This is a genomic window from Actinomadura sp. NPDC049382 (assembly GCF_040677125.1).
Lineage (GTDB): Bacteria > Actinomycetota > Actinomycetes > Streptosporangiales > Streptosporangiaceae > Spirillospora > Spirillospora geliboluensis.
Map to the genome: position 1 here is coordinate 1 of NZ_JBFARO010000172.1, position 15,122 is coordinate 15,122.

Sequence of the window (15,122 nt, forward strand, 5' to 3'; positions counted from 1 at the left end):
GCTGCGGGCCGCTGCGGCGACCCGGCGCAGCGGCCGTGGTGCGACACGGCGCTGACCCCCGACCAGCGGACGGCGCTGCTGCTGCCGCAGCTGACCGCCGACGAGAAGATCGCGCTGCTGGCCTCGGACGACCCGTTCGGCGGCCCGCTCGGCGGGTTCTTCGAGGACGCGCACGCCGACACCAACCGCGGGATCGACCGGCTCGGCGTCCCGCCCGTCTACATGTCGGACGGGCCCGCGGGCGTCCGGCAGGGCAAGGCGACCGCGCTGCCCGCGCCGATCGCGCTGGCGGCCGGCTTCGACCGCGACGCGGCGGCGCTGTACGGCGGGACGGTCGCCTGGGAGGCCCGGCACCGCGGCAACGACCTGATCTTCGGCCCGACGGTGGACGTGCTGCGCACCCCCCGCAACGGCCGGACGTTCGAGGGCTTCGGCGAGGACCCCTACCTGTCCGCGACGCTCGGCGTGCCGTGGGTCAAGGGCGCGCAGGCGCAGGGCGTGATGACGTCGGTCAAGCACCTGGCCGTCTACACGCAGGAGACCGACCGGCTGTCGCTGGGCATGAAGGTCGACCCGCGCACGCTGCGGGAGATCTACCTGCCGCCGTTCGAGGCCGCCGTGAAGGACGGCGGCGCCGCGACCGTCATGTGCGGCTTCGGCAAGCTGAACGACCGCTGGGCATGCCAGGACGACGCCGTCCTCAACAAGATCCTGCGGTCGGAGTGGGGCTTCAAGGGGTTCGTGCCGTCCGACCACACCGCCGCGCAGGACACCGCCGAGGCCGCCAACGGCGGGCTCGACATGGAACTGCCGGTCGGCATGAAGTACAACGCGTTCCTGCTGAAGATGGCCGTCGCGCAGAAGAAGGTCACGCAGGCGACCATCGACGGGCACGTCGGCAACATCCTGCGGACGATGTTCGCGTTCGGGGTGTTCGACCGGCAGGCGTACCCGAACGACCTGTCCCGCATCGACCGGACGGCGAGCGAGACCGCCGCACGCCGGATCGAGGAGGGCGGCATCACGCTGCTGAAGAACGACGGCGCCCTGCCGCTGGCGGCGCCGAAGAGGATCGCGCTGATCGGCCGCGCCGCGCGGGAGGCCCCGGGCGGGTTCGGCTCGGCGAAGGTCGTGCCGTTCACCACCGTCAGCGCGCAGGACGGCATCGCGCGCCGCGCCGGGGCCGGGACCGCGATCAGCTACCACGACGGCGACGACCGCGCGGCCGCCGCGAACGCGGCGCGGGCCGCCGACGTCGCGATCGTGTTCGCGACCGACAGCCAGGGCGAGTTCTTCGACAAGTCGTGCCTGACGCTGCAGTGCGGCGAACCGCTCCGCGGCGACCAGGACGGCCTGATCACGGAGATCGCCAAGGCCAACCCCAACACGATCGTCGTGCTGAACACGGGCGGCCCCGTGCTGACGCCCTGGGCGGGCCAGGTGAAGGGCATCGTCGAGGCGTGGTACCCGGGGCAGGAGGCGGGCAACGCCCTGGCGCGCGTCCTGTACGGGGACGTGGACCCCGGCGGCCGCCTGCCGGTGACGTTCCCCGTGGCGGAGAACGACGCCCCGGCGTCCGGGAACCCCGCGCAGTACCCCGGCGTGAACAAGACCGTCACGTTCTCCGAGGGCGTCCTGGTCGGCTACCGGCACTACGACGCGAAGGGCATCACGCCGCAGTTCCCGTTCGGGCACGGCCTGTCCTACACGACGTTCTCCTACAGCGGGCTCAAGGCGAGAACCAAGGCGGTGCAGGTGACGGTCACCAACACCGGTGACCGCGCAGGCGTGGCCGTTCCGCAGCTCTACATCGGCATGCCCGCGGCGGGTGTGGACGTCCCGCAGCCGCCCAAGCAGCTCAAGGGCTACACCAAGGTCACGCTCGCGCCGGGGCAGAGCACCACGGTGACGTTCCCGCTGTCCGCGCGGTCGTTCTCCTACTGGAACGAGGAGGCGAAGGCGTGGAAGGTCGCGGACGGCTGCTACAAGGTCATGGTCGGCGCATCGTCCCGGCAGATCGCCCAGAAGGGAACTTTGGGGACATGTGGGTAGCGGCGAAGATCCCGGTTCGCCTGTCGTGCGCAGCCGTGGCGCGGTACAAATAGGGAAATCTTCGTCCGTCCCCGCCGAGTCGGAGTCTTCCTGTGCCGCACGACACCTCCCGCGGGAGGACGAACGCCCACGCCGCGCGTCCCACCGCAGCCCGGACCGGGCGCCCCGGACGCGCGACCAAGCCGCGCCCGGCCCCGTCCACCGCCAAACAGCCCGCCAAGCAGCCCGCGGCCAAGCCCGCGGGCGCCAAGCAGGGCCGCGTGGGCCAGGCCCCCGCGGGCCAGGCGCGCCAGGGCGGCGCGTCCCGGCCCGCGCAGGACCGCGACCGCGGGCCCGGCACGCCGCTCGGCCCGGACGACCCGCGCCGCCTCGCCGGCTACACGCTGCTCGCCCGGCTGGGCGAGGGCGGCCAGGGCGTCGTCTACCTCGGCCGCGACCGTGACGGCGGGCTCGTCACCGTCAAGCTGCTGCGCGGCGGCATCGCCGCCGGGCAGCGGGCGCGCAGCCGCTTCGTCAAGGAGGCGGAGGCGGCGCTGCAGGTGTCCGGGCGGCACACCGCGCGCGTCCTGGACGCCGACATGACCGGCGACCGCCCCTACATCGTCAGCGAGTACGTCGAGGGCCCGTCACTGCAGCAGGTCGTCGCCGACCAGGGCCCGCTGCCCGCCCCGCAGCTGCGCAAGGCCGCGCTGCGGACGGCGGCGGCGCTGGCCGCGATCCACCGCGCCGGGATCGTGCACCGCGACTTCAAGCCCGGCAACGTGCTGCTCGGCCCGGACGGCGCCAAGGTCATCGACTTCGGCATCGCCCGCACCACCGACGCCCTCGGGCCCGCCACCCCGCTGACCACCGGCCCGGTCGGCACGCCCGCCTACATGGCGCCCGAGCAGATCGAGGACGAGCCGGTCGGGCCGCCCGCCGACGTGTTCGCCTGGGGCGCCGCGATGGTGTTCGCCGCGACCGGGCGGCCGCCGTTCGGCACCGGGCCGAGCGCCGCCGTCATGCGGCGCGTCACCTCCCGGCCGCCGGACCTCGGCGACATGCGCGGCCCGCTGCGCGACCTCGCCGCCCGCTGCCTGGACAAGAACCCGGCGGCGCGGCCGACCGCGCCGCAGCTCGTCCGGGCGCTGCGGGACGGCCGCACGCCGGCGCCGAAGCCGCGCCCGAAGCGCATCCCGCGCTACCGCTGGCGGATGATGGTCGCGCTCGGCGCCGTCGTCGTCGCGGGGTTCGCGCTCGGCATGATGTTCTGAACCGCGTGAAGTTCTGACCTGCAGGATGTTCTGAGCGGGCGCCCGGCCGCTCACCAGTGCGGCGGGCGCTCCTCCAGCAGGCGGGCGTCATCGTCGCCGCCGCCGCGCCACTCGCCCCAGCCGACGTCGGTGTCGTCGGACGTCTGGTCGGGCAGGATCTGCAGGTCGTCGTCCAGTTCGACGGTGCGGTCGTCGTCGGGTCCGAGGCTCATGATCCCCATTGTCGGTGATCGTCCCGCCGCGCCGCACCGTGATCCGGGTCAAACACCGGCCTCGGAACGCTCAGGTCGCGAGCCGGCGCGCGAACTCCGCGGCGGCGGCGCCGGGGTCGTCCGCCTCGGTGATCGCCCGCACCACGACGACGCGGGTCGCGCCCGCGGCCAGCACCGCGTCGAGGGTGCCGAGGTCGATGCCGCCGATCGCGAACCAGGGCCGCGACGGCCGCTGCGCCGCCACGTACTCCAGCAGCTTCGGGCCGGGCGCGGGACGGCCGGGCTTGGTCGGGGTGGGCCACACCGGGCCCGCGCAGAAGTAGTCGGCGCCGGGCTCGGCGGCCGCCGCCGACGCCTGCTCGCCGGAGTGCGTGGACCGGCCGATCAGCACGTCGCCGCCGACGATCTCGCGGGCGGCGGGCACCGGCAGGTCGTCCTGGCCGAGGTGCAGCACGTCGGCGCGGACGGCGTGGGCCACGTCGGCCCGGTCGTTGACGGCGAGCAGCGCGCCGTGCCGCTCGCAGGCCGCCCGGAAGACCTCCAGGTGGGCCAGCTCCTGCCGGGCCTCCAGGCCCTTCTGGCGGAGCTGGACGATGTCGACGCCGTTCGCGAGGACGGCGTCCAGGAACTCCGGCAGGTCGCCCTGCCGCTCCCGCGCGTCGGTGCACAGGTAGAGGCGGGCCCGGCCGAGCCGGGCGCGCAGCGCGACGGCGCGTTCGGAGGGGAGATGCCTGGACACGGCCGGGGCACGTCCTTTCACAAGCTCAGATCACGGCTGGATCGCGGGGCCGCGCGGCGGTGGTTCCGCCGCGCGTCCCCGCGATCGTGTCATGTGCGCGTCCCGGCGGCGCCGCCGGGGCGGGAAGGCGAGGGTCCTGAACTGGGCGGGGCTAGAAGGCGAGGGCTTGGGCGCGGCGGCGGACCTCGGTCCCCCGGTTCTCGGTGAGCGCGTCCACCGGCGTGCCGGGCAGCGTGTCGTCGGCGGTGAACAGCCAGCGGATCGTCTCGACGTCGTCGAACCCGGCGTCCGACAGCAGCGTCAGCGTGCCGGGCAGGCCCTTGATGACCTGGCCGTCCTTGATGAACGCCGCGGGCACCATCGGCTGCCCCTCCCGGCGCACCGCGAGGATCCGGTGCTCGTGGATGAGCTGCTTGATCCGGTTGGGCCGGATCCCGAGCCGTTCGGCGGTCTCGCGGAGGGTGAGCCAGTCGCCGGCGAGGGCGTCGGTCCGGGGGTCGAGTGCGCTGTCAACGGTTGCGTGCATCTGCGTCACGCCCCCTTGCTACCACGCCTTCGGAAGCCTCAAACCCCCTGGACAGCCGTTGCCCGCCGCCGCCGATCGCTATCCGCGAACGGCCTGCCGGACGGGCACGTCCGGGTCGGCGATCGCCGCCGGGTCCACCGGCGTGCCGGCGGCGATCACCCGCCGCGCCTGCACCAGGTCGCGGGGCCGGTCGACGGTGAGGATCGCGTCGAGCCGGTCGCCGGTCAGCCACGCCACCGCCCACTTCCGGCCGGACGGGTCGCCGCGGTGGACGAGCCGCTCGGACGCGACGTGGCTGCCCGCGTACTGCACCATGCGGCCGAACTGCTCGGACCAGAAGTAGGGGGCGGCGTCGTAGCGGGCGTCCGCGCCGAGGAGGGTCGCCGCGGCGGTCTCGGGGGCGTTGAGGGCGGTGTCCCAGTGCTCGACGAGGAGCCGGCGGCCGTAGCGCGCCGACCACCAGGCGGCGCAGTCGCCGACCGCCACGATGTCCGGGCGGAGGGCGCCGGGCTCCTCCTCGCCCTCGTAGACGCGGAACGCGCCGTCGGTGACCACGCCGCGCTCGACCAGCAGCCCGGAGCCCGCCAGCCAGGACACCTCCGGGCGGACGCCGACGCCGACCACGACCTCGTCGGCCTCGATCCGGCCGCCGCCGGCGAGGGCGAGGCCGCCGGGCTCGACCTCGGCGACCTTCACGCCGGTGCGCAGCTCGACGCCCGCCTCGGCGTACCAGGGGGCGGTCAGCGCGCCGACCTCGGGGCCGATCGCGTTGGCGAGGGGCGTGTCGGCGGCCTCCACGACGGTGACGCGGCAGCCCTTCTTCGCGGCGGTGGTCGCGACCTCGGCGCCGATCCAGCCCGCGCCGACGATCACGATCCGGGCGCCCCCGGTCAGCCGGGACCGCAGGTCGCGGGAGTCGCCGATGGTCCGCAGCACGTGCTGGCGGCCCTCCCCCGGCAGGGTGACGGGGGTGGCGCCGGTCGCGATGACCAGCCCGTCGAACGGCAGGTCGCCCGCGGTGGTGGCGAGCACCCCGCCGCGCCCCGGCGCGGCGGGCCGCAGCGCGGTCGCGCGCTCGCCGAGCAGCAGGTCGCAGCGCAGCGCGTCCCAGTCGGCGTCGACCGTCGTGTCGTCGGAGTCGCCCGCGAGGACGGCCTTCGACAGCGGCGGCCGGTCGTACGGCCGCTCACGCTCGGCCGACACGAGCGTCAGCGCGCCCTCGTACCCCTTGCTGCGCAGGGCTTCCACGGCGCGCACGCCGGCCAGCCCGCCACCCACGACGATGACCCTGTCCATGAAGGGCAGCCTAATGCGCCGCCGATTTCGGGTGGACACCTGTCCAGGAGTTGGGGGACGCGATCGAGGTCGTAAGGTAGGGAACAGGTAAAACGTGACAGAGCGCGGGAGTCCGGTGCGACCGGGCTGAGAGGGCGGCTGAGCGGGCCGCCGACCGCCGGACCTGATCCGGATCATGCCGGCGAAGGGAGCGCGCATGGAGATCGTGATCGTCGGGGCGGGGGTCATCGGCCTCGCCACCGCCTGGCGGACCGCCGCGGCGGCGGGCGGCGGGGTCACCCTGGTCGACCCGTCCCCCGCGAGCGGCGCCTCGTCGGTGGCGGCGGGCATGCTCACCCCCGTCAGCGAGCTGACCTACGGCGAGGAGCCGCTGCTGCGGCTCGGCCTCGCCTCCCGCGACCGCTACGGCGCCTTCGTCGCCGAACTGGAGGAACTGACCGGCCGCGGCACCGGCTACCGCACGGACGGGCTGCTGCAGGTCGCGTTCGACGCCGACGACCTGAAGTACCTCGACGACCTGCGCCGCTTCCAGGAGAGCCTCGGCATCCCCGCCGAGGCGCTGACCGGCCGGGAGAGCCGGCGGGCGGAGCCGATGCTCGCGCCCGGCGTGCGCGGCGGGCTGCTCGCCCCCTCCGACGGCTCCATCGACCCGCGCCGGCTCACCGCGGCCCTGCTCGCGGCCTGCGAGCGGACCGGCGTGCGGCTCGTCCGGCAGCGGGCCGCCCGGATCGTCGTGGAGGGCGACGCGGCGGCCGGAGTCGGGCTGGAGGACGGGACGGTGCTGCGCGCGGACAAGGTGCTGCTCGCCGCCGGTCCGTGGTCCGGCGACCTGGAGGGGCTGCCGCCCGGCAGCGTGCCGCCGGTCCGCCCCGTGAAGGGCCAGGTGATCCGGCTCCGCACCCGTGTCCCGTTCCTGCGCCGCACCACCCGCGGCCTGGTGAAGGGCTCGTCGGTGTACCTGGTGCCGCGCGCGGACGGCGAGATCGTCCTCGGCGCCACCCAGGAGGAGCTCGGCTTCGACACGCGGGTCACCGCGGGCGGCCTGTGGGAGCTGCTGCGCGACGCCCGCGAGCTGCTGCCCGGCATCACCGAGCTGGAGTTCGCCGAGGTCACCGCCGGGCTGCGGCCCGGCTCCCCGGACAACGCGCCGCTGATGGGGCCGTCCGCCCTCCCCGGCCTCCTCCTCGGCACCGGGCACTTCCGCAACGGCGTCCTGCTGGCCCCGGTCAGCGCCGACGTCCTGTCCGCCATGCTGCTGGACCGTCCCGTCCCCGAGGTCGCGGGGCCGTTCGCCCCGGACCGCTTCTCCGAGGTGCCGTCATGAAGGTGACCGTCAACGGCGAGCCGCGCGAGCTGGCCGAGGCCGCGAGCGTGGCCGAGGTGATCGCGTCGGTGACCGCCGCGCGGACCGGCGTGGCCGCCGCGCTGAACGACGAGGTCGTCCGCCGCTCCGCGTGGGAGACCACGCCGCTGCGCGACGGCGACCGGCTGGAAGTGCTGACCGCCGTCCAAGGAGGCTGAGGGTGCAGAAGGACACGCTGGTCATCGCGGGAGAGGAACTGGACTCGCGGCTGATCATGGGCACGGGCGGGGCGCCGAGCATGCACGTGCTGCGGGAGGCGCTGACCGCGTCCGGGACGGCGCTGACCACGGTCGCGATGCGGCGGGTCGACCCGTCCGCGCGGGGCTCGGTGCTGGACGTCCTCAAGGAGTGCGGCATCCGGGTGCTGCCGAACACGGCGGGCTGCTTCACCGCCGGGGAGGCCGTGCTCACCGCCAAGCTCGCCCGCGAGGCGCTCGGCACGGACTGGGTCAAGCTGGAGGTGATCGCGGACGAGCGCACGCTGCTGCCCGACCCGATCGAGCTGGTGGAGGCCGCCGAGCAGCTCGTCGACGACGGCTTCACCGTGCTGCCGTACACCAACGACGACCCGGTGCTGGCGCACCGGCTGGAGCAGCTCGGCTGCGCCGCGGTGATGCCGCTCGGCTCCCCGATCGGGTCCGGCCTCGGCATCCGCAACCCGCACAACATCGAGCTGATCGTCGAGCGGGCGACCGTCCCGGTGATCCTGGACGCCGGGCTCGGCACCGCGTCCGACGCCGCGCTGGCCATGGAGCTGGGCTGCGACGCCGTGCTGCTGGCGACCGCGGTCACCCGCGCACAGGACCCCGCCCGGATGGCCGCGGCGATGCGGTACGCGGTCGAGGCGGGGCGGCTCGCGCGGCTGGCCGGGCGCATCCCGAAGCGCCGCTACGCGCAGGCGTCCTCGCCGTTCGAGGGGCTCGCCACTTCGTAGCAGGGCTAAAGCGTCGCCTATAGAAGTATTCGCTGGACCTGAAACCTGCGCCTTACCAAACTGGGTCCGTTCACCCCGGACATGCCGCAACCTGGCACGTCATTTCGGTGTTCATGGAAACGACCCATACCTAAGGTGCGTGACATGCAACAGGAGAACACGGGTCGCGTCGACAAGCGCGCGGTCGCCGCCGCCACGATCACGGTGGTGCTGTGGGCGTCGGCGTTCGTCTCGATCCGCAGCGCCGGCGCCGAGTACGGGCCCGGCGCGCTCGCCCTCGGCCGCCTTCTGTCCGGGACGGTCGTCCTCGGCGTGCTCTGGGCGATCCGCCGAGAGGGGCTCCCGCCCAGGGCGGCCTGGCCCGGCATCGTCACCGCGGGCGTGCTGTGGTTCGGCGCCTACATGGTCGCGCTGAACTGGGGCGAGCAGCTCGTGGACGCGGGCACCGCCTCCCTCGTCGTCAACATCGGGCCCATCCTGATCGCGCTCCTCGGCGGCTGGCTGCTCAAGGAGGGGATCTCGCCCCGGCTGGTGGTCGGCATGGCCGTCTCGTTCGCCGGCGCCGCCGTCGTCGGGCTGTCGATGTCCGGGGAGGGCCGCGCGTCCGTCGGCGGGGTGCTGCTCTGCCTCGTCGCCGCCGTGACCTACGCGGCGGGCGTGGTGAGCCAGAAGCCCGCGCTGCGGCACGCCTCCGCCCTGCAGTTCACCACGTTCGCCTGCGGCATCGGCGCGCTCGCCTGCCTGCCGTTCGCCGGGCAGCTGGCCGAGCAGGCCGCCGACGCCCCCGCCGGCGCCACCCTCAACATGATCTACCTGGGCGTCTTCCCGACCGCGCTCGCGTTCACGACCTGGGGCTACGCGCTGGCCCGGACGTCCGCCGGGAAGATGGGCGCCACCACCTACGCCGTCCCCGCCCTCGTCGTCGCGATGTCGTGGCTGTTCCTCGGCGAGGTCCCCGGCCTGGTCACCCTCGCGGGCGGCCTGCTGTGCCTGGCCGGCGTGGCCGTCTCCCGCAGCCGGGCCCGCCGGCGCGCCACACCCGCCCCAGAGGCATCACCCCAGGGGCTCATGGATGCTCATACTCCCGGCTGATGAGTTCCACTTCCGTTCACCCGTAAACTCGCACCGATGGACATGACGGTCGCAGATCCACTCATCGGGCGGATGCTCGACGGGCGCTACCGCATCGAGTCCCGCATCGCGCGCGGCGGCATGGCCACGGTGTACCTGGCGCGGGACGTCCGCCTCGACCGCACCGTCGCGATCAAGGTGATGCACGCCGGGCTCGCCTCCGACGAGGACTTCGTCGCCCGCTTCATCGGCGAGGCGAAGGCCGCGGCGGCGCTGTCGCACCCGAACGTCGTCGCGATCTACGACCAGCGCACCGACGGCGAGCACGTCTTCCTGGTGATGGAGTACGTGCCGGGCCGCACCCTCCGCGAGGAGCTGACCGCGCGCGGCCGGTTCGGCCCGCGCGCCGCGCTGGAGATCATGCAGCCGGTGCTGGCGGCGCTCGGCGCCGCGCACCGGGCCGGCCTCGTGCACCGCGACGTCAAGCCGGAGAACGTGCTGATCACCGAGGACGGCCAGGTCAAGGTCGCCGACTTCGGGCTCGCCCGGGCCGAGACCGCGAGCAAGATGACCAAGACCGGCGTGATCATCGGGACGGTCGGCTACCTGGCGCCCGAGCAGGTGCTGTCCGGCGACGCCGACGTCCGCTCCGACGTGTACGCCGCCGGGACCATGCTGTTCGAGCTGCTCACCGGCCGGCTCCCCCACCAGGGCGACACGCCCCTCGCGGTCGCCTACAAGCACGTGAACGAGACGGTGCCGCCGCCGTCCACGCTCGTCCCCGGGCTGCCGGTGCAGGTGGACGCGCTCGTCACCGACGCGACGAGCCACGACCCGGCGCGCCGCCCGCACGACGCGAACCAGTACCTCGCCGAGGCCGCCGAGGTGTTCGGCGGCCTCCCCCGCGACTTCGACCGGCGGCTGGAGGAGTCGTCCCACCGCGCGACCAGCGTGCTGGAGGCGCCCGCCCCCGGCCACACCGCCGGCCCCGGCCACACCGCCGTCCTCGACCCCCGCGTCGAGCCCACCGCCGACTACGTCCCGCAGCGCAGCCGCACCGACCGCGCGATCGGCGCGCTGACCGGCCGCTACGTCCTCGTCGCCATCGGCGCGGTCGCCGCGCTCATCCTAGGCTGGGCCGTCTGGTACCAGACGTCCGGGCAGTACGAGCACGTCCCGTCGTCGATCATCGGGATGAAGGTCTCCGACGCCCGCGACCAGCTCGAGTCCAAGGGCCTGGAGGTCCGCACCGCGAAGGCGGTGTACGACGACCGCGTCCACAAGGGCCGTGTCGCCAAGTCCGACCCGCCGGCCGGCGCCCGCATCGCCAAGGGCGAGCCGATCACGCTGACGCCGTCGAAGGGCCTCACGCCCCGCGAGGTCCCCGACGTCGAGGGCAAGCCGCTGGCCGACGCCAAGAAGACCTTGGAGGACAAGGGCTTCACCGTCGGCCGGACGAGCACCAGCCCGTCCCAGACCGTCGGCAAGGACCGGGTCATCAGCACCGACCCGGAGGCCGGCCAGAAGCAGTCCCCCGACGAGCCGGTCGCGATCGTCGTCTCCAGCGGCATGTCCATGCCCGACCTCGTCGGGCAGAACGGCGACACGGCGGCGAACCAGCTGCGCTCGATGGGGCTGAACGTCACCGTCCAGAAGAAGACGGTGGAAGGCAAGCAGCCGAACACCGTCGTCAGCCAGACACCCTCCGAGGGCACCGGCGTCTCCCGCGGCGACGACGTCACCATCGTCGTCAACAAGCGCGACTGCATCGTCGACGCGGGCCCGATCCAGTTCGGCTGCGACGACGGCGGCGACGAGAGGATCCCCGTCCCCAACGTGACCGGCCGCACCGTGGACGAGGCCAAGAAGGCCCTCAAGGAGTCCGGCTTCAAGGTCAACGTGACGGGCTTCGGCGGCAACATCGTCCGCTTCCAGTCCCCCTCGAACGGCGAGGCCCCGCGCGGCTCCACGGTCACCATCGTCAAGGGCCCGTGACCGGATACCCTGAACCGGCTATGACCTCACCGAACAGCCCCGTCGGGGCCCATGTCCCCGTGGCCGGCGGCCTCGCCACCGGCGGCCTGAAGTACGCCGCGCAGATCGGCGCCGAGGCGATCCAGGTGTTCGTCGCGAACCCGCGCGGCTGGGCGCTGCCCGAGGGCAAGCCCGCCGAGGACGCCAAGCTCCGCGAGCACGGGATCCCCGTCTACGTGCACGCTCCGTACCTGGTCAACTTCGGCTCGCCGACGCCCGAGACCCTCGCCAAGTCGGTCGCGACGGTCCGCCACTCCCTGGTCCGCGGCCGGGCCATCGGCGCCCGCGGCGTCGTCGTCCACACCGGCTCCGCCGTGAGCCAGACCTACGACGAGGCCATGGCCCAGGTCCACGAGCACGTCCTCCCCCTCCTGGAGGAGATCCCCGAGGACGGTCCCGACCTCCTCCTGGAGCCCATGGCCGGGCAGAACAACATGCTCTGCGCCAAGGTGCAGGACCTCGGCCCCTTCTTCGAGAAGCTGGAGCACCACCCGAAGCTCGGCGTCTGCTTCGACACCTGCCACGCGTTCGCCGCCGGCCACGACCTGGCCGCCCCCGGCGGCGCCAAGCAGACCATCGACGACCTGATCGCCACCGTGGGCGAGGGCCGCCTGAAGCTGATCCACGCCAACGACTCCAAGGACCCCTGCGCCTCCGGCCGCGACCGCCATGAGAACATCGGCGCCGGCCACATCGGCGAGCAGCCCTTCGCCGACCTCTTCGCGCACCCCGCCGTCCAGGGCCTCCCCTTCCTCATCGAAACCCCGGGCCGAGCCCCCGAACCCCACGCGAAGGACATAGAAACCCTGAAGCGCCTCCGCATGCCCGGAGAGCGCGAGCACTAACCAGCGAGCCGCAAGGCGAGCCGAAAACCCGTAACCGCAACCGTCTACTGCGACAACACCGGCCACCACCTCGGCCCCGCGACAACCTGGGCAGTCGCGATTGCGTCCGAAGGCAGGTTTCGAGCCTGCGAGAAACCTGATCGCGCAGCGAGCCGCAAGGCGAGCCGAAGCGATGCAGCAATCGCACGTTTTGCCCGCCGAAGGGAGGGCCGCCAAGGCCCGACCGCCAAGGGCGAAACAAATAAATACGACTCGAGCGCCGCTGAACAACCCCCCGACTGTTCAACGGCGCCCGAGCCACAGGCCGCCGGATCCCACCCCCCCGGTACGGGATCCGGCGACTCCGATCCGGCCTGTAGCCGGATCTCCGGGATTTGCTGTTGTGGGAGGTTCGCGGCCGGGAGCCGCCCGCCCCTCCGGTGGCGGTGTGGCGTGTGGTGCCACTGAGAACACTAGACGCGCGGGACGGCCCGGCGGCACCAGCAGAACACGGCCCTCGATGAACGGTACGTAGTCATAGATGTGCGTAGCGTAGTCACGCGATGAGCGGTCGGTTCTGCGGGACGAGCGGTCGGGTGCTGACGGTCCCCGCGGCACCGGTGCCGTTCGTGGCCGGAAGGGCGGGGCTTCACCCGGCGCGGAGGTCTTCGGGGAGGTGCAGTCGGCGCAGGGCGCCGTCGGTGTGGCGCGGGACGCGGCGGCGGGTCAGCAGGGACACGGCGGCCATGGTCGCGAAGGCGGCGGGGGCGATCAGCAGGACGGGCTGGTCCAGGACGGTCGCCGTCCAGCCCCGGGGCGCGTCGTGGAAGAGCCGGAGGATGCCGGCGGCGACGGCGAGGCCCCCGCCGGTGAGGAGGCCGGCGGCGGCCCCGGCGGCGGTCAGTCCGCGCCACCAGATGCCGAGGACGAGCAGCGGGCACAGCGAGCAGGCGGACACGCCGAGGGCGGTGGTGACGAGGTCCGCCGCGCCGTGCGCGCCGAGGCCCGGCAGCAGGGCGAGCGGGGCGGCCAGCGCGACCAGGACGCCGCCGCGGAACGCGGCCGGGCCGGCGCGGCGGGCGCACTGGGCGAGCGTCCCGCCGATGGCGACGGCGAGGCCGCAGGAGGTGGCGATGAACGCGGCGAAGGCGCCGGCGGTGACGAGGCCGGTGAGCAGCGCGCCGGGCGGTCCGGGGACGATCCGCTTCGGGAGCAGCAGGAGGGTCGCGTCGGTGTCGCCGGTCATGAGGAGTTCGGGCGCGTATAGGCGTCCCAGCGTCCCGTAGAGGGTGGGGAACAGGAAGAACAGGGCGAGGAGGGCGGGCACGATCGCGGCCGTGCGGCGCGCGGAGCTTCCGGACGTGCTGGTGTAGAAGCGCATCAGGATGTGCGGCAGCCCCATGGTGCCGAGCAGGACGCACAGCATCGCCGAGTAGGTGCGGAACAGCTCGTGCCGGTCGCCGCGCCCGAACGGCGTCGCCCAGGTGCCGCCGTCCTGGACGGGCAGGCTCTCGGCGTGCGGCACCGGCGTCCCGGCGGGGAAGACCACGGTGGTCCCGCGGCCGATGGTGTGCCGCCCCGCGGGCAGGCGGATTTCGCCGCCGGGGCGGCGGACGCCGTCCACGGTGCCGCGCGCGGTGACGGTGACGTCCGCGGGAACGGTGACGGTCACGTCGGTGCGGACGTCCACCCGCGTGGTCTGCTCGAAGCGCGGGACGCCGGCGCCGAGCGGGCCGGGGCCGCCGTGCAGGTGCCACATCCCGAGCAGCGCGACCGCGGGCACCGCGACGGCGACCAGCTTCACCCAGTACTGGAGGGCCTGGACCGCGGTGATGCTGCGCATCCCGCCGGACAGGACGAGCCCCAGCGTGACGGTGACCACGACGGCCCAGCCCGTCCACGCGGGGGCGCCGGTCAGCACCCGCAGCGTCACGCCCGCGCCCTGGAACTGCGGCAGCAGGTAGAACCAGCCGGCGAAGCAGACGCAGCCGGTGACGAGGTGGCGGACGGCGCGCGAGCCGAGCCGCCATTCGGCGAAGTCGGAGAGGGTGTAGGCGCCGGAGCGGCGCAGCGGCGCGGTCACGAACGCCAGCAGCAGGACGTGCCCGGCGGTCGCGGCGATGGGCAGCCACAGCATGTCGGCGCCGTAGGCGAGGACGAGCCCGGCGGTGCTGAGGAACGCGGCGGCGGAGATGTACTCGCCGCCGATCGCGGACGCGTTCCGCCAGGGCGTGACGCCGCGCGAGGCGACCAGGAGGTCGCTGGTCGTGCGGGCGGAGCGGCGCCCGTACACGCCGATCGCGGCCGTCACCCCGAGGAGCATGGCCGGTGCGGCGAGCGCCGCCGCCGCGGCCGGCGCGGTCACCGGCGGTCCAGCGCGCGCTCGGCCCGTTCGGCCCGTCTCAGCTGGCGGACCGCGACCGCGACCCAGACCGGCTGGACTCCGGCCGCGAGGACGAGCCACAGCACCGGGAGCCCGTGCGCGCGGGCGCGCGCGACCGGCGGGACGAGCGCCAGCAGCGGCAGCCCCACCAGGACGGCCATGACGATCGCGCAGGTGCCGAGGGCGGCCCGCAACTGGACGCGGATCAGGGCGCGCGTCTCGGCCGGCCCCGGAGGCGGTGCCGCGCCGGGCGCGGCGGTGCTGGGCGCGGCGGTGCTGGGCGGGCCGGTATGGAGCGGGTCGGCGTCCGGTGTCTCGGGGGCGGCGCTCCGGGCGTCCGGCCGGGCGGCCTCCCCCGCCGTGCCCGCCTTCCAGATCCCGCACATCGTCGGGATGAATTCCAGGCAGTTGGGCATCAGGAGCCCCACCCGATGC

General features: G+C 74.2%; 14 protein-coding genes and 1 riboswitch. Of the genes, 8 read left to right on the plus strand and 6 right to left on the minus strand.

Going from position 1 to position 15,122, the window contains the following annotated elements:
* Together AB0K34_RS42945 and AB0K34_RS42950 are read left to right on the plus strand one after the other, a co-directional pair.
* A partial coding sequence (locus AB0K34_RS42945; protein ID WP_364554365.1) for a glycoside hydrolase family 3 C-terminal domain-containing protein occupies positions 1–2,052 on the plus strand: 2,052 nt, incomplete at its 5' end.
* A 92-nt stretch (positions 2,053–2,144) separates the two neighbouring features.
* Positions 2,145–3,305: a serine/threonine-protein kinase gene (locus AB0K34_RS42950; RefSeq protein WP_240807916.1), complete on the plus strand. Its 1,161-nt coding sequence runs from the start codon at positions 2,145–2,147 to the stop codon at positions 3,303–3,305.
* Between the two features lie 50 nt (positions 3,306–3,355).
* Here the strand turns inward: AB0K34_RS42950 and AB0K34_RS42955 are convergent, their stop codons facing one another.
* The 4 genes from AB0K34_RS42955 to AB0K34_RS42970 form a co-directional block, all read right to left on the minus strand.
* Entirely contained in the window at positions 3,356–3,517 is a 162-nt protein-coding gene (locus tag AB0K34_RS42955) for a hypothetical protein (protein WP_171069141.1), read from the minus strand.
* A 70-nt stretch (positions 3,518–3,587) separates the two neighbouring features.
* Positions 3,588–4,256, minus strand: coding sequence for a thiamine phosphate synthase (gene thiE, locus AB0K34_RS42960; RefSeq protein WP_138638094.1), 669 nt, complete (start codon positions 4,254–4,256; stop codon positions 3,588–3,590).
* A gap of 151 nt (positions 4,257–4,407) precedes the next feature.
* Positions 4,408–4,782: an Rv2175c family DNA-binding protein gene (locus AB0K34_RS42965; RefSeq protein ID WP_138638093.1), complete on the minus strand. Its 375-nt coding sequence runs from the start codon at positions 4,780–4,782 to the stop codon at positions 4,408–4,410.
* A 78-nt stretch (positions 4,783–4,860) separates the two neighbouring features.
* Positions 4,861–6,078 carry an FAD-dependent oxidoreductase gene (locus AB0K34_RS42970; protein WP_138638092.1) on the minus strand — a complete coding sequence of 406 codons (1,218 nt, stop codon included), beginning with the start codon at positions 6,076–6,078 and terminating at the stop codon, positions 4,861–4,863.
* Between the two features lie 94 nt (positions 6,079–6,172).
* Positions 6,173–6,285, plus strand: a riboswitch (TPP riboswitch).
* On the opposite strand from AB0K34_RS42970, the gene thiO reads away from it, so the two are divergent.
* The 6 genes from thiO to AB0K34_RS43000 all read left to right on the plus strand — a co-directional run bounded on the left by thiO (position 6,275) and on the right by AB0K34_RS43000 (position 12,325).
* Positions 6,275–7,402 carry a glycine oxidase ThiO gene (thiO, locus tag AB0K34_RS42975; protein WP_301176247.1) on the plus strand — a complete coding sequence of 376 codons (1,128 nt, stop codon included), beginning with the start codon at positions 6,275–6,277 and terminating at the stop codon, positions 7,400–7,402. Its footprint overlaps the riboswitch before it by 11 nt.
* Positions 7,399–7,599 (plus strand): sulfur carrier protein ThiS, encoded by a 201-nt coding sequence (gene thiS, locus AB0K34_RS42980; RefSeq protein ID WP_138638090.1) that lies wholly within the window; start codon positions 7,399–7,401, stop codon positions 7,597–7,599. Before thiO ends, thiS begins: the two co-directional genes overlap by 4 nt.
* A complete protein-coding gene (locus AB0K34_RS42985) occupies positions 7,596–8,375 on the plus strand; it encodes a thiazole synthase (RefSeq protein WP_364554371.1) in 780 nt (259 codons plus the stop codon). Before thiS ends, AB0K34_RS42985 begins: the two co-directional genes overlap by 4 nt.
* A 144-nt stretch (positions 8,376–8,519) precedes the next feature.
* Entirely contained in the window at positions 8,520–9,467 is a 948-nt protein-coding gene (locus AB0K34_RS42990; protein ID WP_364554366.1) for a DMT family transporter, read from the plus strand.
* A gap of 36 nt (positions 9,468–9,503) precedes the next feature.
* Positions 9,504–11,441, plus strand: coding sequence for a Stk1 family PASTA domain-containing Ser/Thr kinase (pknB, locus tag AB0K34_RS42995; protein WP_364554367.1), 1,938 nt, complete (start codon positions 9,504–9,506; stop codon positions 11,439–11,441).
* A gap of 20 nt (positions 11,442–11,461) precedes the next feature.
* Entirely contained in the window at positions 11,462–12,325 is an 864-nt protein-coding gene (locus tag AB0K34_RS43000) for a deoxyribonuclease IV (RefSeq protein ID WP_364554368.1), read from the plus strand.
* Positions 12,326–12,953: 628 nt separating this feature from the next.
* On the opposite strand, the gene AB0K34_RS43005 is transcribed toward AB0K34_RS43000, so the two are convergent.
* Together AB0K34_RS43005 and AB0K34_RS43010 are read right to left on the minus strand one after the other, a co-directional pair.
* Positions 12,954–14,669, minus strand: a complete 1,716-nt coding sequence (locus AB0K34_RS43005) for a cation acetate symporter (protein WP_364554369.1) — start codon at positions 14,667–14,669, stop codon at positions 12,954–12,956.
* Positions 14,666–15,122 (minus strand): hypothetical protein (locus AB0K34_RS43010; RefSeq protein WP_364554370.1); only part of this gene is annotated, 457 nt, incomplete at its 5' end. The genes AB0K34_RS43010 and AB0K34_RS43005, both read right to left, overlap by 4 nt.